General features: G+C 68.9%; 26 protein-coding genes and 5 pseudogenes. 15 read left to right on the top strand and 16 right to left on the bottom strand.

Features of this window, described 5'->3' with window-relative positions; genetic code table 11:
* The first annotated feature begins 833 nt into the window (after window positions 1-833).
* The gene (locus ACZ7M3_RS34850) at window positions 834-1,871 is read left to right on the top strand and encodes an acetate/propionate family kinase (RefSeq protein WP_472068618.1); all 1,038 of its coding nucleotides are present in this window, start codon (window positions 834-836) and stop codon (window positions 1,869-1,871) included.
* Window positions 1,872-2,050: 179 nt separating this feature from the next.
* On the opposite strand, the gene ACZ7M3_RS34845 is transcribed toward ACZ7M3_RS34850, so the two are convergent.
* On the bottom strand, window positions 2,051-2,521 hold the full coding sequence (locus tag ACZ7M3_RS34845; RefSeq protein WP_472068616.1) for a hypothetical protein: 471 nt from the start codon (window positions 2,519-2,521) through the stop codon (window positions 2,051-2,053).
* Window positions 2,518-3,366 carry an IS5 family transposase gene (locus tag ACZ7M3_RS34840; RefSeq protein ID WP_472068614.1) on the bottom strand — a complete coding sequence of 283 codons (849 nt, stop codon included), beginning with the start codon at window positions 3,364-3,366 and terminating at the stop codon, window positions 2,518-2,520. The genes ACZ7M3_RS34845 and ACZ7M3_RS34840 overlap by 4 nt, the downstream gene beginning before the upstream one ends.
* A 186-nt stretch (window positions 3,367-3,552) precedes the next feature.
* Here ACZ7M3_RS34840 and ACZ7M3_RS34835 point away from each other — a divergent pair.
* The 8 genes and pseudogenes from ACZ7M3_RS34835 to ACZ7M3_RS34800 form a co-directional block, all read left to right on the top strand.
* Window positions 3,553-3,687, top strand: a pseudogene (locus ACZ7M3_RS34835) (IS5/IS1182 family transposase); the annotation flags it as partial.
* Between the two features lie 1,136 nt (window positions 3,688-4,823).
* On the top strand, window positions 4,824-5,006 hold the full coding sequence (locus ACZ7M3_RS34830) for a hypothetical protein (protein ID WP_472068612.1): 183 nt from the start codon (window positions 4,824-4,826) through the stop codon (window positions 5,004-5,006).
* A complete protein-coding gene (locus ACZ7M3_RS34825; protein ID WP_472068610.1) occupies window positions 5,003-5,455 on the top strand; it encodes a monovalent cation/H+ antiporter complex subunit F in 453 nt (150 codons plus the stop codon). The genes ACZ7M3_RS34830 and ACZ7M3_RS34825 overlap by 4 nt, the downstream gene beginning before the upstream one ends.
* A complete protein-coding gene (locus ACZ7M3_RS34820; protein WP_472068608.1) occupies window positions 5,448-5,708 on the top strand; it encodes a Na(+)/H(+) antiporter subunit B in 261 nt (86 codons plus the stop codon). The genes ACZ7M3_RS34825 and ACZ7M3_RS34820 overlap by 8 nt, the downstream gene beginning before the upstream one ends.
* Window positions 5,705-6,442 (top strand): MnhB domain-containing protein, encoded by a 738-nt coding sequence (locus ACZ7M3_RS34815; RefSeq protein WP_472068606.1) that lies wholly within the window; start codon window positions 5,705-5,707, stop codon window positions 6,440-6,442. The genes ACZ7M3_RS34820 and ACZ7M3_RS34815 overlap by 4 nt, the downstream gene beginning before the upstream one ends.
* Window positions 6,442-6,789 carry a sodium:proton antiporter gene (locus ACZ7M3_RS34810; protein WP_472068604.1) on the top strand — a complete coding sequence of 116 codons (348 nt, stop codon included), beginning with the start codon at window positions 6,442-6,444 and terminating at the stop codon, window positions 6,787-6,789. Before ACZ7M3_RS34815 ends, ACZ7M3_RS34810 begins: the two co-directional genes overlap by 1 nt.
* Window positions 6,789-8,537 (top strand): complex I subunit 5 family protein, encoded by a 1,749-nt coding sequence (locus ACZ7M3_RS34805; protein WP_472068602.1) that lies wholly within the window; start codon window positions 6,789-6,791, stop codon window positions 8,535-8,537. Before ACZ7M3_RS34810 ends, ACZ7M3_RS34805 begins: the two co-directional genes overlap by 1 nt.
* An 808-nt stretch (window positions 8,538-9,345) precedes the next feature.
* On the top strand, window positions 9,346-9,723 hold the full coding sequence (locus ACZ7M3_RS34800; protein ID WP_472068600.1) for an SRPBCC family protein: 378 nt from the start codon (window positions 9,346-9,348) through the stop codon (window positions 9,721-9,723).
* Here the strand turns inward: ACZ7M3_RS34800 and ACZ7M3_RS34795 are convergent.
* The gene (locus ACZ7M3_RS34795) at window positions 9,615-9,875 is read right to left on the bottom strand and encodes a DUF6480 family protein (protein ID WP_472068598.1); all 261 of its coding nucleotides are present in this window, start codon (window positions 9,873-9,875) and stop codon (window positions 9,615-9,617) included. The genes ACZ7M3_RS34800 and ACZ7M3_RS34795 overlap by 109 nt on opposite strands.
* Before the next feature lie 180 nt (window positions 9,876-10,055).
* Window positions 10,056-10,478, bottom strand: coding sequence for a CBS domain-containing protein (locus ACZ7M3_RS34790; RefSeq protein WP_472068596.1), 423 nt, complete (start codon window positions 10,476-10,478; stop codon window positions 10,056-10,058).
* A 344-nt stretch (window positions 10,479-10,822) separates the two neighbouring features.
* Here ACZ7M3_RS34790 and ACZ7M3_RS34785 point away from each other — a divergent pair, with 344 nt between their 5' ends.
* Complete coding sequence (locus ACZ7M3_RS34785; RefSeq protein WP_472068594.1) at window positions 10,823-11,665, top strand: hypothetical protein; 843 nt, start codon at window positions 10,823-10,825, stop codon at window positions 11,663-11,665.
* Between the two features lie 376 nt (window positions 11,666-12,041).
* On the opposite strand, the gene ACZ7M3_RS34780 is transcribed toward ACZ7M3_RS34785, so the two are convergent.
* The 3 genes from ACZ7M3_RS34780 to ACZ7M3_RS34770 are packed head-to-tail and all read right to left on the bottom strand — an operon-like array spanning window position 12,042 to window position 13,904.
* The gene (locus ACZ7M3_RS34780; protein WP_472068592.1) at window positions 12,042-12,227 is read right to left on the bottom strand and encodes a transposase; all 186 of its coding nucleotides are present in this window, start codon (window positions 12,225-12,227) and stop codon (window positions 12,042-12,044) included.
* Window positions 12,228-12,243: 16 nt separating this feature from the next.
* Complete coding sequence (ligD, locus tag ACZ7M3_RS34775) at window positions 12,244-13,266, bottom strand: non-homologous end-joining DNA ligase (RefSeq protein ID WP_472068590.1); 1,023 nt, start codon at window positions 13,264-13,266, stop codon at window positions 12,244-12,246.
* On the bottom strand, window positions 13,263-13,904 hold the full coding sequence (locus ACZ7M3_RS34770; protein ID WP_472068588.1) for a DNA polymerase ligase N-terminal domain-containing protein: 642 nt from the start codon (window positions 13,902-13,904) through the stop codon (window positions 13,263-13,265). Before ACZ7M3_RS34770 ends, ligD (ACZ7M3_RS34775) begins: the two co-directional genes overlap by 4 nt.
* A 179-nt stretch (window positions 13,905-14,083) precedes the next feature.
* Between ACZ7M3_RS34770 and ACZ7M3_RS34765 the strand changes: the two are divergent.
* Window positions 14,084-14,637: pseudogene (locus tag ACZ7M3_RS34765) on the top strand (cysteine hydrolase family protein).
* A gap of 103 nt (window positions 14,638-14,740) precedes the next feature.
* Here ACZ7M3_RS34765 and ACZ7M3_RS34760 read toward each other — a convergent pair.
* From ACZ7M3_RS34760 to ACZ7M3_RS34750, 3 genes and pseudogenes are all read right to left on the bottom strand, one after another.
* Window positions 14,741-14,869 (bottom strand): hypothetical protein, encoded by a 129-nt coding sequence (locus ACZ7M3_RS34760; RefSeq protein WP_472068586.1) that lies wholly within the window; start codon window positions 14,867-14,869, stop codon window positions 14,741-14,743.
* Window positions 14,870-14,967: 98 nt separating this feature from the next.
* A pseudogene (locus tag ACZ7M3_RS34755) lies at window positions 14,968-15,500 on the bottom strand (UdgX family uracil-DNA binding protein); the annotation flags it as partial.
* Between the two features lie 12 nt (window positions 15,501-15,512).
* On the bottom strand, window positions 15,513-15,860 hold the full coding sequence (locus tag ACZ7M3_RS34750) for a DUF6479 family protein (RefSeq protein WP_472068584.1): 348 nt from the start codon (window positions 15,858-15,860) through the stop codon (window positions 15,513-15,515).
* A gap of 900 nt (window positions 15,861-16,760) precedes the next feature.
* Between ACZ7M3_RS34750 and ACZ7M3_RS34745 the strand changes: the two are divergent.
* Window positions 16,761-17,501 (top strand): annotated as a pseudogene (locus tag ACZ7M3_RS34745) (SDR family oxidoreductase); the annotation flags it as partial.
* Between the two features lie 643 nt (window positions 17,502-18,144).
* On the opposite strand, the gene ACZ7M3_RS34740 reads toward ACZ7M3_RS34745, so the two are convergent.
* On the bottom strand, window positions 18,145-18,771 hold the full coding sequence (locus ACZ7M3_RS34740) for an HhH-GDP family DNA glycosylase (RefSeq protein ID WP_472068582.1): 627 nt from the start codon (window positions 18,769-18,771) through the stop codon (window positions 18,145-18,147).
* Window positions 18,772-19,258: 487 nt separating this feature from the next.
* Window positions 19,259-19,636, bottom strand: coding sequence for a DUF488 domain-containing protein (locus ACZ7M3_RS34735; RefSeq protein ID WP_472068580.1), 378 nt, complete (start codon window positions 19,634-19,636; stop codon window positions 19,259-19,261).
* Between the two features lie 758 nt (window positions 19,637-20,394).
* On the opposite strand from ACZ7M3_RS34735, the gene ligD (ACZ7M3_RS34730) reads away from it, so the two are divergent.
* Entirely contained in the window at window positions 20,395-21,327 is a 933-nt protein-coding gene (gene ligD, locus ACZ7M3_RS34730; RefSeq protein ID WP_472068578.1) for a non-homologous end-joining DNA ligase, read from the top strand.
* A 452-nt stretch (window positions 21,328-21,779) separates the two neighbouring features.
* On the opposite strand, the pseudogene ACZ7M3_RS34725 reads toward ligD (ACZ7M3_RS34730), so the two are convergent.
* The 3 genes and pseudogenes from ACZ7M3_RS34725 to ACZ7M3_RS34715 all read right to left on the bottom strand — a co-directional run.
* A pseudogene (locus ACZ7M3_RS34725) lies at window positions 21,780-22,232 on the bottom strand (SRPBCC family protein); the annotation flags it as partial.
* 138 nt (window positions 22,233-22,370) lie between these two features.
* The gene (locus ACZ7M3_RS34720; protein ID WP_097224239.1) at window positions 22,371-22,694 is read right to left on the bottom strand and encodes a plasmid stabilization protein; all 324 of its coding nucleotides are present in this window, start codon (window positions 22,692-22,694) and stop codon (window positions 22,371-22,373) included.
* A gap of 451 nt (window positions 22,695-23,145) precedes the next feature.
* Complete coding sequence (locus ACZ7M3_RS34715) at window positions 23,146-23,994, bottom strand: ANTAR domain-containing protein (protein WP_472068576.1); 849 nt, start codon at window positions 23,992-23,994, stop codon at window positions 23,146-23,148.
* 133 nt (window positions 23,995-24,127) lie between these two features.
* On the opposite strand from ACZ7M3_RS34715, the gene ACZ7M3_RS34710 reads away from it, so the two are divergent.
* On the top strand, window positions 24,128-24,535 hold the full coding sequence (locus ACZ7M3_RS34710) for a helix-turn-helix transcriptional regulator (RefSeq protein ID WP_472068574.1): 408 nt from the start codon (window positions 24,128-24,130) through the stop codon (window positions 24,533-24,535).
* A gap of 473 nt (window positions 24,536-25,008) precedes the next feature.
* Here ACZ7M3_RS34710 and ACZ7M3_RS34705 read toward each other — a convergent pair whose 3' ends face one another.
* The gene (locus ACZ7M3_RS34705; RefSeq protein WP_472068572.1) at window positions 25,009-25,470 is read right to left on the bottom strand and encodes a transposase; all 462 of its coding nucleotides are present in this window, start codon (window positions 25,468-25,470) and stop codon (window positions 25,009-25,011) included.
* Window positions 25,471-26,022: 552 nt separating this feature from the next.
* On the opposite strand from ACZ7M3_RS34705, the gene ACZ7M3_RS34700 reads away from it, so the two are divergent.
* A complete protein-coding gene (locus ACZ7M3_RS34700) occupies window positions 26,023-26,496 on the top strand; it encodes a hemerythrin domain-containing protein (RefSeq protein WP_472068570.1) in 474 nt (157 codons plus the stop codon).
* The last annotated feature ends 202 nt before the right edge of the window (window positions 26,497-26,698 follow it).

The following is a 26,698-nucleotide window of genomic DNA, read 5'->3' as shown; positions in this document are numbered from 1 at the left end:
CCGAGACGGTCCGGGACCTCGCCCCCGGCCTGCGGGAGGAACCGCGCCGCCGCACCGCCAGGGGCATCCGCTGGCAGGCGGACACCGACGGCGCCCCTGGCGGCGAACGAGCAGGCGACGTGTCCGACGTGGCCGAAACGTCGGCACCCGCCTGGAGGACCGCGACTGGGAACATCGGCGTCTTCCTCACCGACCTGCCGAGCCGGGCGGAGCACAACCCGGTCCGCACCGAGGCCGACCCTGAGCACAGGGTCGCACTGATCTCGCTGCCCGCCCTCGGCTCCCGGCGTCTGCGGCGCCGGGAGCGGCAGGCGGTGGCCGGCGTCGTCAGGCACAGGCCGCGCAGGACGAAGAGCCTCTGGTTCCCTCGTCGCCGGCCGTCCCGCGCCCGCGGAGGAGTCCAGGCACGAGTGCTACGCGGTGCCAGGGCCAGGGCTGCGCACGTCCGCCTGGTCCTGGGCATGGTGCGCGCCAACCGCCCCTGGGCGGTGTTCCCGGGGACCCTGCACGCGAGCTGCCCCGGCATCCCGATCCGGGTGCCGGGGCAGCTCGCGCGCCCCGGCGGACGTTCGCCACCGCGGCCGTCGGGTTCATCAACGACACGACCTGGCAGGTCGTCACTCTGCGTTGCCGGAGTGGCGCGAAGCGGTGGCGGGGAACCTGTACGGGCCCGTTGCTGCGTGGCGGGCGCACCGTGCCGGAGGACGCGAGAGCACTGGAGGTGTGTGATGAGTGCTGACCGCTCCCACGAGAGCCTTGATGGTCACGTACTGGTCCTCGATGCTGGCTCTTCGAGCCTTCACATTGCTCTGTTCGCGGCCGACGGTGAACGGGTGGCGGATCGAGACGCCTCGGAGCCCCCGGGGCCTGCTGCGGCGGCGGAACTGCGGAACTTCCTCAGCGAGGTGCCCGCTCCTGCGGCGGTTGGACACCGCATCGTCCACAGCGGTCCGCACCTGACTGGACATACGCTGATCGACGCACGCGTACGGGCTCTGCTGGCGGACGTCGCCGATCTCGCGCCGCTGCACGTGGCCCCTGCCCTGCCTCTGATTGATGCCGCACGAGAACTCCTGCCCGACGTTCCTCATGTCGCCTGCTTCGACACTGTCTTTCACAAGGATCTGCCGGCACAGGCGCGCACGTACGCCGTGCCGGAGCGATGGCGAGCCGAATACGGGCTGCGCCGGTACGGCTTCCACGGGCTTTCCTACTCGTGGGCACTGCAGAGGACGGCGCAGGCCCTGGGCCGACCCGTCGACAACCTCCAGGTCGTGCTCGTGCACATGGGCGGCGGCTGCTCGGCCTGCGCCGTCCGGAACGGACGCAGCGTGGACACCACCATGGGCCTCACTCCGCTGGAAGGCCTGGTGATGAGCCGGCGCAGCGGCAGCCTCGACCCCGGCGCACTGCTGTGGCTGCAGCGGCGGCACGGTCTGAGCACGGACGAATTGGATGACACACTCCACCGGCATTCCGGTCTGCTCGGCCTCTCCGGTACTTCGGGAGACACCCGGGACCTGGTGCGCGCCCGCGCGGAGGGTGATGCCGCGGCCGCGTTGGCGCTGGCGACGTTCACACTCAGCTGCCGCAGGGGCATCGCCTCGATGGCCGCCTCGCTGGACCGGCTGGACGCGCTGGTCTTCACCGGGGAGATCGGCGAAGACCAACCCGAGGTCCGCGAGGAGATCTGCTCGGCCCTGACTGTTCTCGGTGTACGAGGCGGGCTGCTCGTCCCCGAACTGGAAGATTTGATGCGGGAAGGCCTCCGACGCATCGATCAGACGCGGAGAGGTGTCCCGGTCCTCGTGGTCGCAACCGGCGAGACACAGCAGATCGCCGCCGAGACCCGACGGGTGCTCGGCATGTGACTGGCCAAGGCAACTGCCGGCACATGGACACTTGCCTGGCCCGCGCAAAGCACCGGCCTCCTGTACCAGGACAGCACGGGGGAGTGGCGACGTCTGGTCCTGTACGCCGCCCCCGTCTGGTCACGGGGCTCGAGGGCCACTGGCCCGCATCAGAGCTCCGTACCGCCCCTTCGACACTCTTAGTGGGCAGTTCGTAAGGTGATGTCCGTTTCCGGTTGAGGCTGGGCAAGGTCGCTGGTGGAGGCTCCGTCGGCTATGGCTTCCTGGCGAAGTTGCCGGTGTCGGCCTCGGTGAGGATCCCAAGTTTGACCAGGCGTTTCAGCTTGGCGCGAGTGCCTTCGACGTTCTTCGGCAGCAGTGCGTGGCCGAGGTTCGCAGACGTCCTTGGCGCGTAGCGGCCCGGCCGCGTGGTTGAAGGCAGCGAGGATGCCGGGGTAGTCCGGGTGCTCGGGCAGGTCCGGTGTGTGGGCCGGGAGCCGGTCGGTGAGGCCGGTGATGGTCTTGCGGGTGATCGCGAGGTGCTCCAGGTGGGTCTCGGCCTCCCGCAGCCGGGTCTGCAGGTCGTCGATCTGTGCGCGGAGGTCGTCGGCCAGGGCCCGGGCGGCGTCTTCCTGGAGGCCCAGGGCGTCGAGCAGAGGCTGGATGTTCACGCTGCCACCGCCTGCGTCTCGCGCCAGGTGGGGGCGTTCGCGCCGGTGAGGCGTCGGGTCATGACGTGGGTCATCGCCCAGTAGACGCGGGAAGCGGAGGAGGAAGGGCGGTGCTCGTAGTCGCGGACCAGGCGCCGGTGCAGTATCAGGATCCCGTAGGTCTGCTCGACCCTCCACCGCTTCGGCTCCGGCACGAACCCCTTGACCTGCGGGTTGCGTTCGACGATCTCGACGTCGATGCCCAGGCCGATGCCGTGCACGACGACCTGGTTCTTGAAACCCTGGTCGACCAGGGCTTTGCGGACGGTTCCGTCGGCGTGCTCGGCGGCTTGGTCCAGCAGGACGATGCCCGCGGCGTTGTCGTGGGTGTTCGCGGCGAGGACGACGACCGCGATGACCAGGCCGAGGACGTCCACGGCCAGGCCGCGCTTGCGGCCGGGCACCCGCTTGGCCGGATCGTGGCCACTCGTGGCGGCGGGGACCCCGGCGGCCACGTGGACACTCTGGGTGTCCAGAACCACCAGGGTCGGGTCCTCTAATCGGCGGGCGCGTGCGCGGACCTGGCAGCGCAGGAGTTCATGGATGACCTGGTCGGTTCCGTCGTCCCGCCAGGTGGCGAAGTAGTAGTAGGTCGCGCTCTTCTGGGGCAGGTCGTGCGGGAGGTAGGCCCACTGGCAGCCGTTCCGGCCCTGGCAGAGGATGGCGTTCACGATCTCCCGCATGTCATAGGCGCCCTGATGACCGCTGACCGAGCGGTGCCGGGCTTTCCAGGCGGTGATCACCGGCTCGATCAACGACCACTGCTCGTCCGATAAGTCACTCGGGTACGGCTTGCGTTCACTCACACGGTCACATCACCAGACCACCAACCGCGGACCGGCAGAGTCCGCCCCGCAGCCACACGATCAGGCGACGGCAGATTCAGTCAAAGACTCACGAACCGCCCTCTTAGGACACCCTGCGCCGCATGTTCACCCACTGGCTCGCCGCCCTCGGCATCCCGGTGCTGGTCATACGAGGCTTCAGTTCGCAGTCCTACGTCGACATCGTTCGGGCGCGCACCGCCCGCGATCCGCGCCCCGCGGTCCTGCGGAAGGTCCCGATGCAGCCCGAATCGAATGTCGTCAATCGCCGCGGCCATCCTCACCCTGGAGCGCCAACGCTGAAAGAGCTCAGTGAGGTCTTCGCCGCCTTCGCCGACGCAGACGCCGAATGCGCTGACCGCTAACCAGGCCGCCGAACTCCTGGCGCAAAAGCTGAGAAGCCGTATCTCAACCGAACTTGATCGTGTGATTCCTGCTGGTCAGGCATGGTTTTGTCCGAGGTGAGGGAGGCATGCGGCGTCTTGTGTCCGCTTCGTGGTCGAGGGGTGCGCGGTGGCGTCGGTGCTGGGAATGCTGGAGGAGCGGGAGACGGCTGCCCGGGTGCGGATGGAGGGTCTGCGGGAGGAAGCCGCGCGGCTGGCTGAGGTGTTGGAGGCCGCGGAGATCGAGCTGGACCGGCGGGTGATCGCGCGGGAGGAGCTGGTCGAGACCCTGGCGGTCTGTGCGGCTGAGTCCACGGCCGTGACTGAGGCCGGGGCGGAGCGGGAAACCCCGTCCTTGCCCGTGCCGGGCTCGACGGTGCCGCCCTGGCGGGACGGGTTGCCGGTGACGGTTCTGGCGCCGGACTATCAGCGGCTTCTGGGCGTGCTGGAGGAGGGGCGGGCGGCGGCCAGGGGGGGCGCTGAAGGCCAGGGAGATCGCGGTGGAGCTGGGTTTGGAGACGACGCCGGCGAAGGTCGAGGGGCTGCGTTCGAGGGCCAGGCGCCTGGCGGAGCGCGGGTGGCTGATGCAGGAGTCGTCAGGGACGTTCAGCGCCGGTCGGCGGCCCGTGCCCGTGCCAGACGCCGGCTCATCCGCGTGATCATCGACCATCGCCTCGTCTGGGGAAGGACCCCCATGGCCAAGCACGCGGTGTTCATCCCGATCCGATGCTCGGCCTGGTGCTGGCATCGGGCAGGTACGAGGAACTACTGCTGCCGGAGCTGCGGGCCGACCGACACGCACCGGACCTCACGCCGCCGGCACCCACTCCCGTGCCGGCGGCGAGTCTCGTGCCCTCGCTCGGAAACCCTGGCGGCATCGATCGCGTCCGGCTCCGCGCCACCCTCCGCACACGACCGGTCTTCCTTGGTCTTGTCGGAGCACTCCGGAGGCCAGGTCATCGCGTGCCGCCACTTGGCGGAGGCGTGGCGCTGCTTGGATGACACAACAGAATTCAACGATCAAAGCTGGCGAGGCGGTGTCGGCGGAGGTGCCATGTGAACCGGCGTACGACGCTCCTCGGCGCGGGCGAGGTCCTGACATGGTGGGCCGCCCTCACCCTGCTGTGGCTGGTCTTCATCAGTGCGGTGGACACACTGGAACTCGTCGTGGGGATGTCTGCCGCCCTGGTCGGCGCGTTCGCCGCGTGGGGTGCGCGCCGGGCGGTGAGCGGGTGGTGAACGGGTGGACCCTCGCCGCGACGGCCGCGCTCACCCTGGGAGTCGGGGCCACGGTGTGGGGTGTCACCACGGGACCGCTGCGGCGCCGGGTCGTGGCACAGAACCTGTCCACCTCGCTGGCCTGCCCCGCTCTGCTGCTCCTGGCCCAGGGCTACGGCCGGCCGTCGTACGTCGATCTCGCCTTGCTCCTCGCCCTGCTGGGCCCCGTCGGCACCCTCGTCTTCGCCCGGCTGCTCGCGGAGGATCTGGCGCAGGATCCGCCGCGGGCGTGGGGGCTCACGTACGCGGTCGCGGCGTTCGGTGGCGGCGTCGTGGTCACCGTGTGCGTGGCTACGGGTCCGGGCCGTGCGCTGGTGAAACTCCTGGTCGTCGGTGCCCTGTTGATCGGCGGGAACCTCACCGCGTCCCGTGCCCTGGCCGGTGGCTTCACGGGGAGTCGGCGTGGATGACCCGCTGATCGTCGTGGCGCTGCTGCTGGTCGCCGTGTCCGCGTCCGCCGCCGTGGCCACCCGTGATCCCTCGCGGCAGGCACTCGTGCTGGCGGTGCTCGGGACGGTTCTGGCCGTTCTGTTCACCGTGCTTCAGGCCCCCGACGTGGCGCTCTCCCAACTGGCCGTGGGCTCGGCCCTGACTCCCCTGCTGCTGATGCTGTCCGTGCGCAAGGTCCGGCGGCCGCAGCGGCGGAAGGAGACGGAACGATGACCCGGCGGGTGCGGCTGATCGTCCTGGCCGTCGGCGGCGCGGGCCTCGCAGCTCTGCTCGTCGCCGCCTGCTTCGATCTGCCGGGCTTCGGCGGGAACCGGCATCCGTACGGGGACCGGGTGGTACGTGCCTCCCTCGCCCGGCACACCGCGAACACGATCGCCTCGGTCAACTTCGACCAGCGCGCCTTCGACACCCTCGGCGAGATGAGCATCCTCTTCGCGTCCGTCCTCGGCACCGTCGTCCTCCTGCGCCAGACCCGCGACGAACACCGCGCCGCGCCCGATCCCGAGGAGGTCGCACTCCCCGTACGCCGGTACGCGCTCGTCGTCCTGCCCGTCGCCGTCCTCACCGGCCTGTACGTGATCGCGCACGGCCAACTCAGCCCGGGCGGCGGCTTCCAGGGCGGTGTCGTCGCGGCGACCGCCCTGCACCTCCTCTACCTGGGCGCCGACTACCGCGCTCTGGAACGCATCCGGCCGGTCGGCTCCTACGAGGTCGGCGACGCGCTCGCGGCCTCCGCCTACCTCGTGTTGGGCCTCGCCGGACTCCTGGCCGGCACCGCCTTCCTCGCCAACTTCCTCCCCTTCGGCACCTTCAACACCCTGTCGTCGGGCGGAACCGTCCCGCTGCTGAACGCTGCCATCGGCATGGAGGTCGCGTGCGCGGTCGTCGTACTGCTCGCCCGCTTCCTGGACCAGGCCGTGGAGATCGAGAAGGGAAGCGGGGTTTGATGGCGGTACTGCCGTACCTCGTCGCCACATGGGTGTTCCTGGTCGGATGCTATGGACTGGTCACCAGCCGGAATCTCATCCATGCCGTGGGCTGTCTCGCGGTCTGTCAGTCCGCCACCTACGTCCTGCTGCTGGCCGTCGGCTACCGCGACGGCGGCACCGCACCCGTCTTCTCCGACCTGAAGCCCGGCTCGCGCCCCGTGGTGGACCCGGTGGTCCAGGCCCTCGCCCTCACCGACGTGGTCGTGGGCGCCACCGTCACCGCCCTGCTGCTCGCCCTCGTCCTGCAGATCTCCAAACTCCACGGCACGGTCGACCCCGACGAACTCTCCGAGCTGCGCGGCTGATGCACCACCTGCTACCGGTGCTCGTCGCCGTCCCCCTACTCGGAGCCACTGTCCTCGTCGCCGGCGGACGCCACCTCTCCCGCATCGCCGCCGAATCGATGGGGTGCGCCTTCGCCGCGGGGACGGCCGGACTCGCGATCGTCCTCCTCCTCAACTCCTCCCCGCCCCTGACCGAATGGGTGGGCGGCTGGCCCCCCATGCGCGGCGAAAGCGTCGGAATCGTCCTCATCGGGGACGGCCCCGGCCTCGGCATGGCCGCGCTCGCCTCGCTCCTGACCGTGGCGGCTCTGGCGTACTCCTGGCACTACTTCGACGAAGCGCCCCGTCGCCACGCAGGCTCCTTCCCCGCCCTGATGCTGCTCTTCCAGGGCGGCATGTGCGGCTTCGCGATCGCAGGGGACCTGTTCGACGCCTTCGTGTTCTTCGAGTTGATGAGCGTTGTGGCGTACGCGTTGACCGGTCATCGCGTCGAGGAGGCGAAGGCCGTGCAGGGCGCGTTGTCCTTTGGCGTCCTCAACTCCCTTGGCGCGTATGCCGTGTTGATGGGCATCGGTCTGTTGTACGCACGTACCGGCGAACTCGCCATGGTGAAGATCGGCCAGGGTCTCGACCGGCACGGCGGCCCCGACGCCCTCACCCTCGCGGCCTTCGCGCTGGTCCTGACCGGCCTGCTGGTGAAGGCCGCTGCCGTGCCGTTCCACTTCTGGCTGCCGGACGCGCACGCGGTCGCCCCCACGCCCGTGTGCATGCTGCTGTCCGGCGTCATGGTCGAACTCGGCGCCTACGGCGTCTGGCGGGTCTACCGGACGGTCTTCTCCGGGCCCGGCGGAATCCCGGCGTCCGACCTGGAACGCGGCCTCCTCGTCCTCGGTGTGCTGACCGCCGTGGTCGGCGCGGTCATGTGCTGGTTCCAGCGGCACATCAAACGGCTGCTCGCCTACTCCACGGTCGCCCACATGGGGCTCTTCCTCATCGGGATCGGCAGCCTCAGTCCCGAGGCCGACGACGGGGTCGCGCTGTACATCCTGGGACACGCCGGCGTGAAGGCCGCCCTGTTCGCCTGCACCGGCGTCCTCCTCGACCGCTACGGCTCGGTGGACGAGCACGCCCTGCACGGGCGCGCCCGCAGGCTGCGCGGAGTCGCCGTACTGTACGTCGTCGGCGCGTTGAGCCTCGCCGGTCTGCCACCCTTCGGCATCGGGCTCGGGAAGGCGGTGCTGGAGGAGTCGGTCGGCGCCCCGTTGACCGTGCTGTTCGTCGCTGTCTCGGCGGTGACCGCGGGCGCGGTACTCCGGGTCGCCGCGCGGGTGTTCTTCGGCCTCGGCACCCAGCCCGGCGACGAGTCGTCGTACGAGACCACCGGCATCAGAGAGGAACCGGAGACGCGGCACCGACTGCGCCGGGTACCGGACACCATGACCGCGGTCCCCGCCGTACTGCTCACCGCGTCCCTCGCCGTGGGCGCGGTACCCGGCTTCGCCGCCGCGGTCGGGCACGCCGTGTCCGGCGGGGCCGCCCCCTCGCCGCACTGGACCCTTGCCGGACTACTCCTCGGCCTCACCTCGACCCTACTGGCCCTCGGCCTGGCCACGCTCGCCGTGACCCGCCCGAAGCCGCTCGGCGACGGGGCATGGATGGCTCCGCTACGACGCCTGCAGTCCGGCCACATCGGCGACTACGTGGCGTGGATGCTAGTGGGCACGACGCTGCTGGCGGCGCTGGCCCTGCCGGGAATCCTCAACAGTTGAGCAGGCCTTGGACGCGATGGTCCCGTCCCCGTGTCGGCTCGACGTCGATGTCGGTCACGTCGACCGCCTTCCGGCACGAAGCCGGAGCGGGTACTCGACGACACCGACCAGGCCTGTGGGTGCACAGGTCCGGATCGATGTTGACGAGCACCTTCATTGCCCGTTCCTTGACGCTGTCTCCCAGCACTTGCCGAGCTCGAAGGTACAGGCGGCGACGCCCAGCGCCCGTTTTCGAGGCGCAGTAGGCGCTTATGAGCGGCGCCGGCGCGAGCACCGCGAGGGAGGACACCTGAAGGTAGTAGCCCTGGTGCGGAGCAAGTCGGGCAGGAAGGCGCGTGCCGTCAGCGCGATGCCCACCACGTTGACCTCGACGACTCGGCTCCACACGCGCGAATCGGAGTCGAAGCGGGACCGGGCCGTCTCCTCCATCGCGACGGCATCGCTCACGTCGAAGACCCGCCAAGGGGCCCGACCCCTTCGGGTGGCGCAGCCGCCGTCCTCGTCGGCTCCCCCCCTCCAGCCCCAGCCGGGCACCGCAGCCGTCAGGCCATCCGGCGCCGAGACCGCGGGCGCCTCCGGTCACGACCGCCGTACAGCCGACCAGGGGACTCGCAACGGACATGGCACCTCCACACAGCGGAACAGGTCGGTTTCCGCGCCCAGAATGCCCCGGGCCACGGCGGGCGGCGCTCCGGCAGCCGACCGGGCGGCACCGAGACGACCGCCGTCCCCGCGCGGCAGTGCGCAGCCGGTCCTAGCGTGGGAACGCGCAGCGCCGGACCCAACGCTTCGAACGGCGGAGGAACGCATGGCCGTACGGCACCGGTTGATCAGGAAGCCCCCCGAGGATGTCTGGGAGGAGGTCCTGTCCGAAGTCGAACGGTACGGGGACTGGGGCGTGGGTACCTCACGGGTCGAACTGGACGAGGGGCAGTGGCCCGGGCTGGGGGCGGCCCTCCGCCACGAGATCAGGATCGGGCCGCTCACCCTGCACAACCGGACCGTCGTGCGCCGCAGCGAACACCCGTTGCGCGGTGCGGCGGGCGCCCTGCACAACGGCCTTCTGGAGGCGGTAGCTCAGCAAGTTCGGCACCGCGCGATGTTGGGCCGTCTCGCCCGGCTGTGCGAGGGGGACGAAGGACCGGCACACACCACTCCCGGGCGACCGCGACCGCGCAGGGCCTGAACCGGCACCGAGATCTGGACCGCGCCACCGGGCACGACGCCCCCCGAGATGCCGTAAGTGCCGCCTTCGGTGGGTGGGGTCTCACGGGATGGCACCCCGTCGCCTGGTTCGAGTCCTGGGGTTCGCCTCGCGTCGGGGTCAAGAGTCGTCATGGCGCACGCTCCTATCGGCGCTCAGGTGCCTACGGCTGGCTGTCCTTGAGGTTGGCATGTTCAGGCGTGCCGGGCGGTGAGCCCGGGGCCCACCGCCCGACGGCGTGGTGGTGGCGAAGAGCAGCCCGATCGATTCGGGTCTCCAGTAATCTCACCACCCCCGTGTGGAGGAGGGACGCGTCACGTGTTGGGCCGCGCAGCGCTGATGTCGCCGAGAGCGGACTCGGGGTCGCGCTCGATGGCCAGGTCGCCGATGGAGACGATGCCCACCGCGTGCTGCGATTCGTCGACGACCGGCACACGGCGGACGGAATGCTCGCGCATCACTTCCACGGCGTGGCCGAGGTCGTCGTCGGGCTTCACCGTGACCAGATCGTCGCTGCACGCGTCCGCCACGGTCGTGCGGTTCGGATCGCCGCCCTCGGCCACCGCGCGGACCACCAGGTCGCGGTCACTTACCAGCCCGCGCAACCGCTCGCCCTCGGTGACCAGAACGGCACCGATGTCCTCGTCCCGCATCATCCGGGCCACGACCGCCACCGAGGTCTGTGGTTCGACGGTCAACGGGGCCCTTGTCATGACGTCGCTGACATGCTGAGTCATGGAACCATCCCTCCGTGCAGCGGGCGGTTCTCTCACCGCCGCTCGGGCCACGAGTACCCGTAGGCGACCGGTCCCAACGCCGTCACCAGGAGCGCGTGGACGACGGTCAGGTTGCGCGCTCGCGGCCCGGCACCGATCTCGCAGGGTGTTTCCCGAGATCGCGGCGGCAACGGCGCAGCTGCCAGACACGACAGCGCTGGATCGTGCGTCGGTGGTGCGGGAGTCCGGGCGGCTAGCGTTCGAGCGTCTCCAAGGCCGCTGCAACGGCGTGGCGCAGGCGCTGCAGGGCGCAGGAGGCGGGACATGATGGAAGTACAGGTGTGTTCTGCAAGGAGGACTACGGCATGGCTGGGTCGGTCTCTGGCGGTACCGAGAGCGCGGCGGGCGGCAAGTCGCGGTTCGACGACATCTACGACCGGCCGGACCCTCGCGCGTACTTCAGGCGGCTGGCCCCGCTGGAGTACGAGATCCCGCATCACGCCCAGCCGATCTTCCGGCAGGCCGCCGCAGAACGTGCCGCTCTCGATGACGGCCGCCCCCACGGTCCGGCGGTGCTGGACGTGTGCTGCTCTTACGGGATCAACGCCGCGCTGCTCAATCACGACGTCACGCTGGCGGAGATGTACGAGCGCTACACCTCCTCCGCCCACCAGACGATGTCGACGGCGGAACTCGCGGCACGCGACAAGGAGTTCTATGCCGAGCGGCGCCGAACGGACGCAGTGCCAGCTTTCGGCCTGGACGTCTCGGCCCCAGCCGTGCACTACGCGCTCGAGGTGGGGCTCCTGGATGCCGCCTTCACCGACGACCTGGAACATGGCTCACCCAGCCCCAGGCTGAGCCGCGCGCTCGCCGAGGTAGGCCTCATCACGCTGACAGGCGGCGGCAGCTATGTCACTGCCCGAACCTTCACGGCGCTGCTGGACGGCATCCGGAGACCGGCATGGATCAGCGCGTTCGTGCTGCGGACGGTGTCGTACCATCCGATCGTCCAGACACTGACCGCGCACGGTCTACGCACCACCCTTAATGTCTCCCGTACCTATCCGCAGCGCCTCTTCACCGACGAGCGGGAACGGCAGTACGCGATCGCGGCGGTACGGGCGCTGGGCGGCGACCCTACGGGTCGCGAGGAGAACGGCCGTTTCCACAGCCTGCACTACGAGTCCCGACCCGATGCACCGTGACAACCGAGGGTGGGAGATGTCATGCCTGGAGGCCGTTCCAAGGCAGTAGTCATCTCCGGTCGAGGTGGCCGTGACAAGGATCTGTTGTTCGGGCATGACCAGCATGACAGCGGCGCGCCGATCTCAGCGGGGAACGGCAAGCCAGCGCCTTGGCCTAGGCGAACTGCGTCGGAGTGAAGCGGGTGAGCGCGGGCGGTCGACCAGGGCAGGCAGCCGGCCTTGGGCGAATCTCCTGCGGCAGGTCCGTCCACGTGCAGCCCGATCTTGGCGCCGATCAGGCGGTGCCGTCCACGGAGGTGAGGCGGCTCGGGGCGGGGATCGAAGCTGGCCGACCGAGTCTGGGCTCATCGTGCGCAGCCGACGTCCAGCACTTCGATCACGTCGCCGTGGGGTCGTCGGTGGTGAGCCTGTCATCGCGCTCGTCGGCCTCGGCCTCGGCCTGGCGGATCCAACCGCGCAGGGCCTCGGCGTGGACTCCGAGGTCGATGGCCAGCCGCTTGATCTGCGGCCCTGGCGGCTCCGTGGTGCGATACATCCGCACCGCACGCTCTTCACTCTTCACTCCGCCCTGAGTCCGTTCATCCTGCGGTGAACGCGGAAGGACCTTCGCGGACGACGTCCCGCGCCGCCTTGTCGTCGCGCAGGCCGAGGAAGCGTGGATGGCGCAGCATGCCGTCTCGGGTCCACTCGGTGAAGGCGATCTGCGCGACGAGAGCAGGCTCGACCCAGTGGGAACGCACTTCGCGGACGCGGTCGGCGAACGGCGGCTCGGGGGTGCTCAGTTCATCGAGCCGGGCGCGCAGGCCGAGGAGGGTACGGCGGTCGAAGCCGGTGCCGACCTTGCCCGCGTAGCGGAGGCGATCGCCCTCGTAGTGGCCCAGCAGCAGCGCACCGAACCCGACCCGGCTGCCGGCCGGGTCGGTGAAACCGCCGATGACGAACTCCTGGCCCAACGAGCACTTGAGCTTCAACCAGTCCGTGGATCGGCCCGGCCGATAGCGGCTGTTCGCGCGTTTGGCGATGAGGCCTTCCCAGCCGCGGGCGCAGACGTCGGCCAGCAGTTCGGCGCCGCCCTGGTTCCGGTGGGTCGTCATGCGCAGCGGGGCGCGGTAGGTCAAGGCTCGGCGCAGCAGGGACTTGCGGGTGCGCAGCGGCAGCGACCTCGTGTCCGCGCCCTCCAGTCGCAGGAGATCGAAGACGTAGTACGTCACGGCGACGCCGCTCGCTTCGATGTCCCGGCGTTTGGTGAGTCCCATGCGCTGTTGGAGGCGGGCGAAATCCGTGCGGCCGTGCGAGAAGGCCACAACTTCGCCGTCGATGGTGAAGTCCGTGCGCTGCTGCGCGGCGAGCGCGTCGACGATCTCGGGATACGTGGCGTTGAGGCGTCTGCCGGTACGGGAAAGCAGCGTGACGCCGTTCCCGTCGCGGACGGAGAGGACTCGGATGCCGTCCAGCTTGCGCTCGAAGATCCACTCACCGGGGAAGGCCAGCTTGTCGCTGAGCGTGGCGAGCATGGGATCCGCGGCCAGTTCCCAGCCCGGCCGTGCCTCGCGCGGCAGTGCGGCCTCCTCGGCGGGCAGCGTGCCCAGCAGATCGGTCATCGCCCTTCAGCTCCTCGGCTTTCAGCGGCGACCTGGTGGAGCGTACGGCCGCTGCGCACCGAGCGGGCCCGGCGCGGATCAGGGGTTGCCCGGCCGTTGGTGCGGGCCCGTTCGTCCTTGGCCTTCACCAGCAGCCAAGCCTCGCCCTTATCACCGCCCTCTCCGCCGTCCTTGCCACCGCGGAACCGGGTGAGCGCGTACTCGCCGCGCAGTTTCGAACCGTTGAGCCAGAAGGTGACGTGTCCGCGCTCAAGCGCTTCGTCGAACGGGACAGGCCGGCCGCGCCGGTCATGGCTCAGTGGCCGGTAGGTGCCACGGTCCCAGACGATGACGGTGCCGCCGCCGTACTCACCCCCGGGGATCACTCCCTCGAATTCCTCATACTCCAGGGGATGGTCCTCGGTGGGCACGGCGAGCCGTTTGTCGCCGGGATCGGTGGATGGTCCCTTCGGTACGGACCAGGACTTCAGCACGTCGCCGACCTGGAGGCGGAAGTCGAAGTGCATCGTGCTCGCGTCATGGATCTGCACTACGAAGCGCGGCTCCTTGTGACCGGCTCCCGGCCGGCCGCGGGGTTCCTTCGTCCGGTCGAAGTCGCGTTTGCCGCGATACGTTCGCAGCGGGTTCTTGTCAGTCACATCGAGCCCTCTTTCGCGCCTACCCGGGGGACGCCGTCCCGGCAGGACGCGCTCACCGGGGCGCACGGTGTCGCAGACCGAGTACCCACCCGCTCCCGCCCGAGCCGCGCGGCGGATCCTGCCGCGTGCCGTCGACCGGTCAGACGCGGGGAAACCGTCGACGGTGCAGGGTGGAAGGCATGGCAAGGACCGCTCTGATCGTCATCGACATGATCAACACATACGACCACGATGACGCCGATCTGCTACTTCCCTCGGTGAGGGCGTGTCTACCGGCCGTGCGCAGGCTGCTGGCCCACGCGCGCCGGTGCGACGTCCCGGTCATCTACGTCAACGACAACTTCGGGCAGTGGCGGTCGCACCATGGCGAAATCCTGGAGACCGCGCTGCGCGGATCGCACGCGGACCTGGTGCGGGCCATCGCCCCGGACGAGACGTCGTTGTTCGTCGTCAAGGCGCGGCACTCGGCCTTCTACGAGACCCCCTGAGCTATCTGCTCAGCCAGGAGAATGTCGACCACGTCGTGCTGTGCGGGCAGGTCACCGAGCAGTGCGTGCTCTACTCGGCGCTCGACGCCCACATCCGGCACCTGAAGGTGACGGTGCCCCGCGACGCGGTCGCTCATATCCACCAGGACCTTGCCGAGGCAGCTCTGCGGATGATGGAACGCAACATGGCCGCGCGCGTCACGACCGCGGACGACGTCGGCTTTTCTGACACCACCGGCCGATAGCGGCCGGACCCGGTCCCGCCCGGTGCGATGCAGGCGGCCTCGTAGTCGTGAGCCCGGCCGCCCCTCCACTCCACCCACACCGGATCGTCGAGGATGTCCGCACTCAGGGGCAGACCGGCCCGCCGGAAAACTCGCCGACTTCATGGTCGTCGTGGGCGAGACCGGCGAGCTCGTTCCGCACGACGGCGGGTCGGCCGCCCTGCTCGATCGCCGGGTGCACGACTATCGGCACCTCTGTCCATGTTTCCGGCGTGCGACCCCGAGAGTCCGCCGCCCCATCGTGGCGGCAGACTCTCGGCGGCCGACAGTCCGCGCCGCTCGGGTGCGGCCCAGGGTTCCGCGATCCTTGGTCACGCGGAACGACCGTCCGAGCAGAGCTTTTCCGGCTGTCGCGCCGAGAGCCACCACCACGTCCGGTCGGACCAGGTGCAGCTCGGCGAGGAGCCAGGGCCGCGGCAGGCGGTCAGCTTCCACAGGTCCGGCGCCTTGTGGAGACGGCGTTTGCCGCCTTCAGCGAGGGTGAACTTGAAGTGCTTCACGGCGTTGGTGACATAGGTGGTGTCCCGGTCGATCCCGGCCCCCGTCAGTGCTTTGTCAAGCAGGCGGCCGGCCGGGCTGACGAAGGGCTCGCCCCGCTTGTCCTCCTGGTCTCCGGGCTGCTCCCCGACGAGGACGATCCGTGCCGTGACTGCCCCCTTGCCGAAGACGGTCCGGGTGGCGTTCTCATGGAGGGGGCAGCCCTGGCACTCCGCCGCCGCACGACGGTGCGCACGGAGGCTACCCCGCTTCGGCAGATAAGGGGTGGCGTCGTACGCGTCGGGCCCGGGGCCCTGGTCGGCGTGGGCGTGGTCGGATCGGCTCATTCTCCCACCTGCTCACGCCCTGCCAGGTCCGCCGCCTCCGACGGAACCGCTCGAACCGCGCACCCATCGGGGGACGTCCTGGTTCTCGCTCCGTTTGCTTCCTGAGGCGTGAAGGTTGCGCGGCCTCAGCCGCTCGCTCTCGTCGGCGGCCTGGGGCACCTCGTCCGGCTCCCGTACTTCGCGGACTTCCCGGACCGGGCCGGACTCGGGCTCCCTGGGCTGTTCGTCCGGCCGGGGCCGCCTCGGCTCCCGCCGCCGCATCTTCACACCCAGGCTGACCGCCCACATCAGCACGCCGGCGACGACGAGGCCCCCGACGAAGGCGCCGATCGTCCCTATGGCCGCGTCCGACACAGCCACGTAATGAACTGCGCTACGTGTAGTCATCATGGGCGCCGAGTACCCGGCTCTCCAAAAAAATCAACCGTTCCGAATGATCTGCGCGAATGATGACTCTCCGAGCAATCGATCTTCCGTCCACTCCTTTGCTCCGAACGTCACTGCCGCCAGGCAGAAGTGACGGTGAAACGGGCGGGGTAATGCGGGCACCATCGGATTAGGTCACTACTGCCCCTATTTGCGGGACTCTTTTGGTGATGTTGGCGGGGCGCCGACGACCGGGCCGATGGGGGTTGGCTGTTTGTAAGCGGTGCGGCCAGACACCGAGTAATCGAACCCGGGATCGTCCAGTTCCAGGCCGAGCGCGTCCCCACTTGGGTGATCACGGGAGCCTGGACGCCTGGGGGCGTGGTCCTGACGGCGAACCGGGACTGATCCCTGCTGCCGCAGGGGTGGCTCACCCCGTCAGGGCAACGGAGAGCGCCGCGACCACGATCGTGACTGCGGCCAAGGTGATCATCACCGTTCTCAGCGCAATCACCCGTCAAGGTGCGCAGGATGCGCGGGCAGTCCCGACGGCACCATCCAGGGTGAGGGGGAACGTTTCCCCTGCCTTTCAAGCACCTGCGGAGCTTGGCCGTCACCTTCCCGCAGCCGCACACACCACACGCAGGTGTCCTCTTCGTGGAAGGCAAGCGGGCCAACGGGGCCGGGATCCGGCCCGTCAGAGTAGGAGTCCATACCTGCTCAACGAACCTACCCGTACCCAGCAGTCGGCATGTCACCCGTTCGCCCGGGTCGCCCCACGCGTCGCGGCGCCGACACCCTGCTCACTGGCTATAGGGGTGAACATAGAGACGTGAGTGTGTCCTCGTTGATGCTTCCTGCGTTGCCGGAGCCACGCAGCTGGATCTACGAGTACTGGCGGCTCCGGGCCCTGCGGGCTGGGGCTACATCCTCGCCGGTTGCGTCAGCCGGCCGACCGGTCTGGACGCCGCCGCGGCGGAGGTGGAACGGGCAGGCGGACGCGCCCTCGCGCTACCCACTGACGTCGTCGACCGCGCACACGTCGAAGCCGCCGCAGTGGCGGCCGAGGCGGCCTTCGCCGGTCGACGTCTGGGTCAACGTCGCGTTCACCTCCGTGTTCGCCCCGCTCACCGAGATTGAACCGGGCTAATTCAAACGGGTCACCGAGGTCACGTACCTCGGATACGTGTACGGCACCCGCACCGCCCTCAAGAGCATGCTGCCCCGCGACAGCGGGACGATCGTGCAGGTCGGATCTGCGCTCGGCGACCGGTCCATCCCGCTGCAGTCGGCCTATTGCGACGCCAAGCACGCCGTCAGCGGCTTCACCTCATCCGTGCGCACGGAACTCCTGCACGCGAAGAGTCGAGTGCACATCACTGTTGTTCAGATGCCGGCCGTCAACACCCACCCCAGTTCCCCCGGCTGCCCCGCCACCCGCAGCCCGTACCCCCCATCCACCAGCTCGAGGTCGCCGCGCGCGCCGTCCTGCACGCTGCGGATCACCCGCGCCGCAAGCAGTACTACGTCGGTGCGTCCACCGTCGCCACCCTCCTCGCCGACAAGGTGGCCACGGCCCTGCTCGACCGCTACCTCGCCCGCACCGAATTCGACTCTCAGCAGACCGACGAACCGGCGCACGGCAGGGAAGGAGTGCTGCCAGGCACGGTCGTCGAAGATGCCATGGGCTCCGTGTTCGTGGCCCTTCGGGTCGTCGGCCGGTTCCCACAGGTTGTCGACCCTGTCCGTGCCTTGCCGCTGGCGGAAGCGAGTACCCCGATCGCGCGAACACTCGCCCGGCCTGAGGCGCGGCACTCCTTCGGCCGCACAGGCACCCCGCCCCGACCTCCCTCCCCCGAGACCGCTCAGGTCACCGCCGGGCCCGCCGGAGCGCGGCCGCTCCGAGGGGAGCGCCGGTCAGCGCGGGCGGTGCGGCCCGGAGCGGCCTGTAGAGCCGGTCGGCGCATTCGGGCTGCTGGTGAACGACGGTGCCGGGAACTCCTGCGACGATTCGCCCTCCCACGAGTTCGCGCGGAAACCTGCCGTTCCTTCTTTACCTGGTTACGGGACTGCTCTTTCACTTCTTCCGGAATATCCTCACCTCAGCGGACGGCGGGTCCCGCGAAACGGAACCGGCGGAATGCGGTTCACTTTTGCACGTCATGACGAGTGCGATGACCGGGTGCAACAGGAGCAGCCGGATTCGGGGGTGGTCCAAGATCAAGAGTCGGAGAGACATCGGAGCTTTCCGTGGATCGTCGGTTGCCAGGAGGATCTGTCAAGCCGCCTTGGCTGTGGCGGTGGCGAGCACCTCGTCGGCCAGCGGCTTGTCGAGGGCCGCGTGGACCAGGCCGTCCGCCAGTCGGGGCATCTCTCGGCGCTGGACGAGGCCGCACAGCTTCTCGGGTGAGGCCGGCAGTCCGAGCCTTCGGGCACCGTCCAGGGCCTTGCGGTCGATGTACGGCGCGAACTCCGGCCACACGCCCTGCACGTCACGCAGGAAGATGTCGGCCCCCGTGGGCCCGATTCCGGGTATGTCCAACAGGGCCTTCTTCGGGTCGGGTTCGTCGCGCAGTCGGCGCAGATCGCCGCCGTAGCGTTCCAGCAGTAGCTCGGCTCCCCTGCCGAGCAGCGTGGAGGTCCGCTCGTCGTAGCGCCGGTAGCCGCCTTCGCAGAGTGTGTCGACGCGCTGTTGCCAGGATGCGTCCGCCATCGACCGCGGGTCGCGCAATCCGGCGTCGAACAGCGCCCTGGCCGCTGCCACCGCGATGTCGGCCTTGATGCGGGCGCTGAGCAGTATGGCGAGCACGAGCGTCTGATACAACGGCGCCGGGCTGTTGCGCAGCCGGATGCCGGCCTGCGCCGTATATGTGCGCTGCTGTCGGTTGAGCAGCGCACGCACCACTGCCTCGCACCCTGCGGCGGTCGTCTCCTTGCCAGACTGCCTACCGGTCTTCGCAGTCATCGCCTAGTCACCGATTCAACGTTTCCGGTGCCCCAGAGAGAGGGGGCATAACCCGTTCCGTGTACCCGCCCAGGACCGATCGATACATCCATTTGTCCCCAACAGTCTCGGAAACACGCGCAACACCGGAATCTCTCCTCCGTCAACTTCGACCAGCGCGCCCGCGACGAGCGCGTCGGCCGGCCGGGAGCGTGGCGGGTGCTGCCCGGCCTGCGCCCGGTGGGCGGGATGCGGCTGCCCGTCACACTGATCACCGGTTTCCACATCGTCGCGCACGCCCAGCTGTCCCCGGGCGGCGTCATTCGCGCCACCGCGCTCCGCACGGCGCGCATCCCCCTGGCTTCCCGCCGTGTTCGTGCATGGGACGTACCAGAAGAGGATCGACCTCAGGATTTCTATACAGGGCTTCCACGGGGAGAGCTGTAAGTTACCGAGTGGCTCGCCGCGCCCCGCCCGTCAGCCACTCGGCGAGAACTGCCGCCTGGCTGTGCTCCACGTCCTTGGTGGCGGTCAGCAGCGTCAACTTGTCATGATCGGCGAGGTCACGCAGATGCCCGGCCGCATCCCGGTGCTCGGAGTCGCCCAGTTCGTCGAGGTAGCGGCGGCGGAACTCCGTGAAGCGGCTCGACTCGTGGCCGTACCACTTGCGTAGTTCGGTCGACGGCGCGACGTCGCGCAGCCACTCGTCGACCTGTGCCTCCTCGCTGCGCATCCCCCGCGGCCAGACACGATCGACGAGCACCCGCTTGCCGTCTCGCGGCGAGGTCTCCTCATAGATCCTGCGGTACTTGATCTGCTTCTTCATGATCACACCTCCCCTCTCCATTTTATCGGCTTTGATCGTTTATCGGGGCGCGGGTATTGCCCCGGCCTCGATGCCGCACCTCCTCGCTGCTGCCTGCATGCGACCACGTCCAAGGGGCACTCGCAGAGGCAACTGGCTGCTGCCCGTCCCATGGAAAGGGTGGACGCGCATGCCCGTCTCCGCATCCGTGACGGACCTTTTCGACCGTGTGCCGACCAAGGAGCGGACGGCGTTGCGGCGAGCGTCCCAGCCCAAAACCCCCGGGCCCGTGCCGGTCACGCTGACCGAGCGCTACTCCTCCGACCCGGAGTGGATCGGCGAGTGCGAACTCAGCGGAGAACACTGTCTCGGTGTCCGTGATAGCGCCCCCACCAGGCTGCTGTCGCGCAGCGGCCAGTCACTCTCCGACACCTACCCCGAGATCGCGGACGCACTTCACCGCCAGGACTGCGACGACTTCGTGGTAGACGGCGAGATCGTGGCCTTCGAGGGCTCCCGGACCAGCTCCGCGCGACTGCGGCAGCGCATCGGGAATGCGGGCACCCATGGACCGTCTGAAGCGCCGGCCCCGCTCGTCGCCGCAGCCTCCGTGAGCGTGATACCCGCTGTATCCGGCTGCAGCTCGTCGCCGAGATCGGGTTCACCGAGTGGACGGAGGACGGGAAGCCGCGCCACCCGCGGTCCATGGGACCGCAGACCGACAAAGCGGCACCAGAAGTCGTACGGGAGCGGCCCGGCTGAAAGGCGAGGAAGAACTCATGAACGCCAAGGCGAAGACCAAGGACGAGATACGCATCGGCGACCGGAAGGTGGCGTTGTCCAACCCCGACAAGGAGCTGTTCCCGGACGACGGGATCACCAAGGCCGAGGTGATCGACTACTACTGGACCGTCGCGCGCCCCATGCTCTCCCACCTCAAGGACCGGCCACTCGTGATGGAGCGCTATCCCGACGGATACCTGGGAAAGTCCTTCTTCCACAAGGACGTTCCTGACTACTTCCCCGACTGGATCCGTACCGTACCGGTGCCCAAGGAGGGCGGCGCCCTCACCATGGTGGTCTGCGACGACACGGCCACCCTCGTCTACCTCGCCAACCAGGCCTGCATCACCCCGCATCCGTGGCTGAGTCCCGCGGATTGCCTGGACTGCCCCGACCGGCTGGTCTTCGACCTCGACCCCTCCGAAGAAGATGGCGCCGGCTTCGAGACCTTACGGTGGAGCGCCCGCCAGTTGGGCGACCTGCTGACCGAACTCGGGCTCCGCCCGGCCCTGATGACGACCGGGTCGCGTGGCCTGCATCTGCTGGTCCTGCTCGACCGGCGCACGGACTTCGACACCGCGCGGCGCTTCGCCCGGCGCGTCGCCGACCTGCTCGCCGCCCGCCACAGCGACCGGCTGACCACCGAGCCGCGCAAGAACAAGCGCCGGGGCCGCCTCTACTTGGACACGCAGCGCAACGCCTACGCCCAGACCTCGGTCGCCCCTTACGCCGTACGCGCCCGCCCGCACGCCCCGGTCGCCACACCGCTGAAGTGGGACGAACTCGACGACCCGGAACTGGGCCCGCGCCGGTGGACGCTGCGCACCCTCCCCGAACGTCTCGACAAGTATGGGGACGCATGGAAAGGGCTGAGCCGCTGCCGGCGCTCCCTCAGTGGAGCGGAACGGCACCTCGACGCCCTCACGTGAAGTGACCGGATGCGTCGAGTGCGCAGCAGGACAAGCGCGAACGGGCCCGCCCGGTCCGACGTGGAGGGGCGCACCGTGGAGATCGGCCCGAGCCTCAGATTTTCGCGGAGGTGAACCGCGATGACGCTGCCTGTATGACGTCGACCCGGCAGCCCAGCGCAGAGGCCGCTCCCTACCTTCGGTCGGAGGTGAACGGGTCGCCGCGGAGCTGCGGCAGGGACAACAGACAGCAGGACTGCCGGGGTACCCGCGGTCGCGGGTACCCCGGGGCCGGGTGTTGGTCAGCCGTGCCGCATGTCGTCCGGGTCGGTCGGGAGCGAGCCCGGGAAACCCTGCGGGGTGTCCTGGCGCGTGTCCTCGGGACCGACCGGTGCCCCTTCACCGGTCATCCGGGACTGCGGCGTCTCCCTGATCGGGGCGTCGCCTGCGGCCGGGCCGGTGTCGGTGCCGACGGGGGTGATCCGGCCGCGCCAGCCGCCGCTCTCCTGCCCGCGCTCTTCGATGAAGCCCTTGAACCGCCTCAGGTCACCCTTCACCTGCCGGTCGAGGACGCCGAGCATGTCACCCGCCTTCTCCGCCATGCCATGGGGTTCGAACTCCATGGCCAGGCTGATGCGGGTATGCGCGTCGTCGAGCCTCTGGAACGTGACGACGCCCATCTGCTCGGCCTCGCCGCCCACAGTGCGCCAGGAGATCCGCTCGTCGGGCAGTTGGTCGACGATCTCGGTGTCGAACTCGCGACGGGCACCAGCAATCTTCGTCGTCCAGTGGCAGTGCTCGTCGTCGATCTGACGAACCTCCTCGACGCCGTCCATAAAGCGCGGGAACTCCTCGAACTGCGTCCACTGGTTGTACACACGGCGCAGCGGGACATCGACGTCGATGGATTCCTTCACGGTGCTCACGGCATCCTCCTTGCTCCTCGTATCCGAACAGACCGGATATTCCGGGTCAAAACGCGCGTTCCCAGGTTGGTGGTCCCTAATCCCGGTGGCCGACGAGAACTCGACGACACCAACCTCCGGAGACGGCAGGTCCCCGCCCTACTTGCCGAGTTTCTGCTTGAGCTGGGCCTTGTTCATGGACGAACGCCCTTCGATGTTGCGGCGCTTGGCCTCCTCGTACAGCTGGTCGTAAGTGGGGCCTTGAGAGCCGCTGTGCGAGCGCTGGCCGCCCCGCTGGGACGACGACTTGTCCTGCGTGGACGTCCTGCTCGCTGTCTTCGACTCGCCGCTGCGGGCCCGTTCCTTGTTGACCGTGCGGGAGGCGATCTCCTTGGCCCGCTTCGTGCTCTCGCCGCGCTGCTCGGCGCTTTCCTTGATGTGTTCGTACTGCCGTTCCCGTTTGGGGCTCGACCCACGAGGCATGATCACTCCCTGAATGGCTGTCGGGGCACCTTGCTCACCCTGTGCGGCGCCGAGGCGGAGCCGCAAACGCATGTACTACGTCCGGGCCACCTGCACCGCTGTGCAGCTGCCGGGTACCCCGCCGAAGCGTCTCGACGACTCGGCGCAACTGTCGGTACCGATAGAGCCATGGCCGCCGGCACACCGTGGTGGGCACGCGGGCCCAGACCATCCACGGCCGCCTCGTCAACTGCCGCTCAGTCGCGAGTGCGGCACGTCGCCCGTCGACCGCACGCTCCGCTGCCGCCCTGCCGCCCTGCCGCTATTCGCTGGAGTAGTGCATCGTCGGCGGCCCGTTCCGCCGGCTACTGACACCGCCTCGGACGAGTACGAGCAGGCGGCATCCACAGCGTCCCGGCTCCAGATGCGAGCCCCGGGCTCCTGTGCCGACAGCGCACGTCTTGACGAAGAGTCACAGCCCGAGGCTGTCACGGTCCGGTGGTGCGGGTCTGCTGGTGGGAGAGGTCCAGTCATGGCGTCGGCGGTTCGGGGAGAGCGGGTTGAGTGTTTCGGTGACCGCCGCGGAGACCTGCTGCCGCACCCGGTCGGGCAGCGGAGCGCCGTTGACCGCCCCGACCAGCTCCTGGGCCAAGTGGTGCAGTTTGATGTTGGTGCACTGGGACGCCTCGACCAGAACACTCCAGGCGTCCTCGGAATTCAGGCCGAAGGAGGCCATCAGGACTCCGCGGGCCAGATCGATGACCGGCCGGGTCTGCATGGCCCGTTTGAGCTGGCCGATTTCGGTGCGCAGCTTCTCCTCGACTTCCGCGGGCAACTCGTCCTCCTCCACGAGGTTGGAAGTAATACCGGTACGCGTGCCCTGGCCGTTGGCGGCCATGCCGGGACCGGCGCCGGCGTCATCTGCGTACGCGAAGAGCGGCCATGTGCGGGTGAGCGCGAGCAGGTGCTCGACCGCGATCCCCTCGGTCTGGATGCGGACCGACTTGGCCTCCGCCAGGGCCAGGCAGCGGATGTGCAGCAGGACGTTGAGGCCGGAGCAGTCACAGAAGTCGACCCCGGCGAGGTCGAGGTCGAGGCCGTGGACGGAATGGGCCAGCGCTTCGCGCAGGCCGTGCTGGAGCGCCTGCTCCGTGTCGATGTCGAGTTCTCCCGCGACCACCACAACCGTCCGCCCACCGGCGGGGTAGGCAGCGATCTTCAGGAAGGGCGAGGCGGGGGCTCCAACCGTGCCATCCGCCAGCGTTTCATGGACGGCTTCGTCACCGCTTCTCGCCTGAGAAGAATGCAGATGTTCTGGCATGGGAGTCACTTCCGGGGCATCCACGGACTTTGCCTCCTCCAGCCTCGACCTCCCCCACCTCGCACGTCAAGAGATACATGAACCCATTTTCACCCTTTTGAATACGCGAACGTTAGGCACTACGCTGAGAGGCATGGGTGGAGTACCTGAAGGACACAGCGGCTGGACCTTCCTGACCAACCACGCCCGGGTGCTGGCCTCGATCGCCGACGATCCAGGCACTCGCATCCGGGACATCGCCGCACGGTGCCGGCTCACCGAGCGTGCTGTCCAGAAGATCATTTCTGATCTTGAGCAGAGCGGCTATCTCACCCACACCCGACAGGGCCGCTCGAATGTGTACCGCATCGAGCAGGGGACCGTCCTCCGGCATCCGGCCGACGCCGGTCTCACCGTGGAGGGCCTGCTGGACGCCCTCGACCAGCATGAGAGCACCCGCGAAACGCGCCCCGGGCAGTGGGCGGGGCATCAGAGGAGCGATGGAACACAAGAGCCTGCCGACGACGACAGCATGGCGGCCATCGGAGGTCACGCCGAGTGAAGTCATGACTCGCGCTGATCGCCCCCTGGAGACAGGCTCACCAACGAAGCCGCCGCCCTGAACCGGCGCGGCACCTAATGCGTACCTGCTTCTGATTCGGTCGGTACGGTTTGGTCGTGCGGTCGCTGAAGGGGGTGAGGCTCTGTATCCGGCTGTTTGCCCGGTGTCTTCCCCCGCGGTGCAGGCAGTAGCGGCCGAATGGCCTGCTGATCTCGACCGGCCGGACGAGGGATCGGCTGGTCGTTGATGCCGCCGATCAGCTCGCTGGTGGCGAGGTAACGGGCCCGCGGCGTCCGCTGACGCCGGGGGCTACGCCGTTGGTGTTCGCCCGGCCGAGCTCCTTCACGGTGATGTTGGTAGAACCGCCCGCCATCCGGATGATCTCGGCCAAGTCACGCAGACTGCACGCCGCCCCATGGGCTCCCCGTCCACGCGTACTTCGCGCCCCTCCCCCTTGACGGGCGAGCAAACGATCACGGAACGCTCGGTCTTCGGCAAGCATCGCCCGCACCCCCACGCATCCCGCCGCAGCCCAGTGCCGTCCCAGACGCCGTGCTGCTCCAGGAGGCTACAGGTTCGTCTGAACGCGTACGAAGGCCGCGCTCGATACCTTCGCCGAGGCGGCCGAGGGCCGACGGGATCTCATCCACGCTGTCCAGGGCGACAGGCACGTTCGGCGATGGCCCGCTCTGCCCGGCGGGGGTGCGGCGGTCGGTGCCGTTGTGGGCGAAGTAGCGCAGCGCGGCGAACTCCGATTCGACCCAGTTCAGCCAGGAGCCGTAGGTCGGCAGGAAGACCAGCCCGACGTCGTTGTCGGCGGCCCAGGTGCGGACCTCGGTGTGCTTGTGCGGCGAGAAGTCGTCCAGCACCAGGACCAGCTTCTCTCCGGGCCAGCAGGTGCGCGGGCTTTGAGCAGGCTGAGGAAATCGCGCCACCGCTTGCGTTTGCGGATCCGGCAGTAGATCTTCCCGGTGGTCAGGTCCAGAGGGCGAGTATGTGCGTCCCGCGGCCGTAGCGGTCGTAAGTGGCCCGCAGCCGACGGCGCCTGCCGGCCGGACGCCATGCTCCGCCCTTTCGGGGCATCAGGTTGAGCGGCCCGAACTACGTGGTTGCGACGATCAGCCGGGAGACCCTGCGCCGCAACCTGCGCGACGCCAAGGTCTCCTGGCAGGCCAGGACCACCAGGAAGGCGTCCACCGATTCGGACTTCATCGCCAGGATGCACCGGGTCCTGGCCCTGTACGACACCCCGCCGACCAACGAGCAGGTGATCTGCGTGGAAGCCTCCCGCGCCGACTGGAACATCGGCGCCCTCGCCACCTGGAGCTTGGCCCAAACTTGCAGCCCACCTGGTCGAACGGCACCCAGCCCGGGTCATCATTCCGGGCCAGCCGGACCTCGTCTGCGCCAGGTTCGTGGCCGCAGTGGGTACACGTTCGCCGGGCGGCACCGGCTGTCTCGGGGGAAGCTGACACGGAGGAAGAACTGTGGACGGGATCGTACTGCTCAAGGAAGACCACAAGACGGTGGAGAAGCTGTTCAAGCAGTTCGAGAAGGCAGGCGACGACGCGCACGCCGATAAGCGGAAGATCGCCGACCAGGTGATCGAGGAGCTCACCACCCACACCTGGATCGAGGAGAAGATCTTCTACCCGGCCGCCCGCGAGGCGGCTCCCGACACCAAGGACCACGTGCTGGAGAGCATCGAGGAACACCACGTCGTGCTGTGGATGCTCTCCGAACTCAAGGACCTCGCCCCGGCCGATGAACGGTTCGACGCCAAGATGACAGTCCTCATGGAGAACGTCCGCCACCACGTCGAGGAAGAGGAGAAGGAGTGGTTTCCCAACGTTCGCAAGGCCATGGGCCGCAACCGTCTCACCGAACTCGGCGAACAGATGGAAGCGGCCAAGAAGAAAGCCCCTGGTGATCCCCTCGCCGTTCCCAGCGCCGACGAGTAGACCGCCCACGGCCGGCGCACCTGCCGCGACGGAGCCACTCATCGGCCTGCCTCCGCCCACCCGTTGCCGCCGTCCGCCCGGTTCGGCTTTCGCTGCCCAGGAGGTGCGCGCCGCCATGCTTCCACCCGGCCCCCACGGGCTCAAGCATGACAAGCAGTAGCTCAAAAGTATCCCCGGCTGCTGATCCGGGAGCACCGGGATA

It is taken from the genome of Streptomyces sp. NPDC111656, assembly GCF_055656965.1.
Note: the sequence above shows the minus strand (reverse complement) of the source record. Positions and strands in the feature narration are given on the sequence as shown.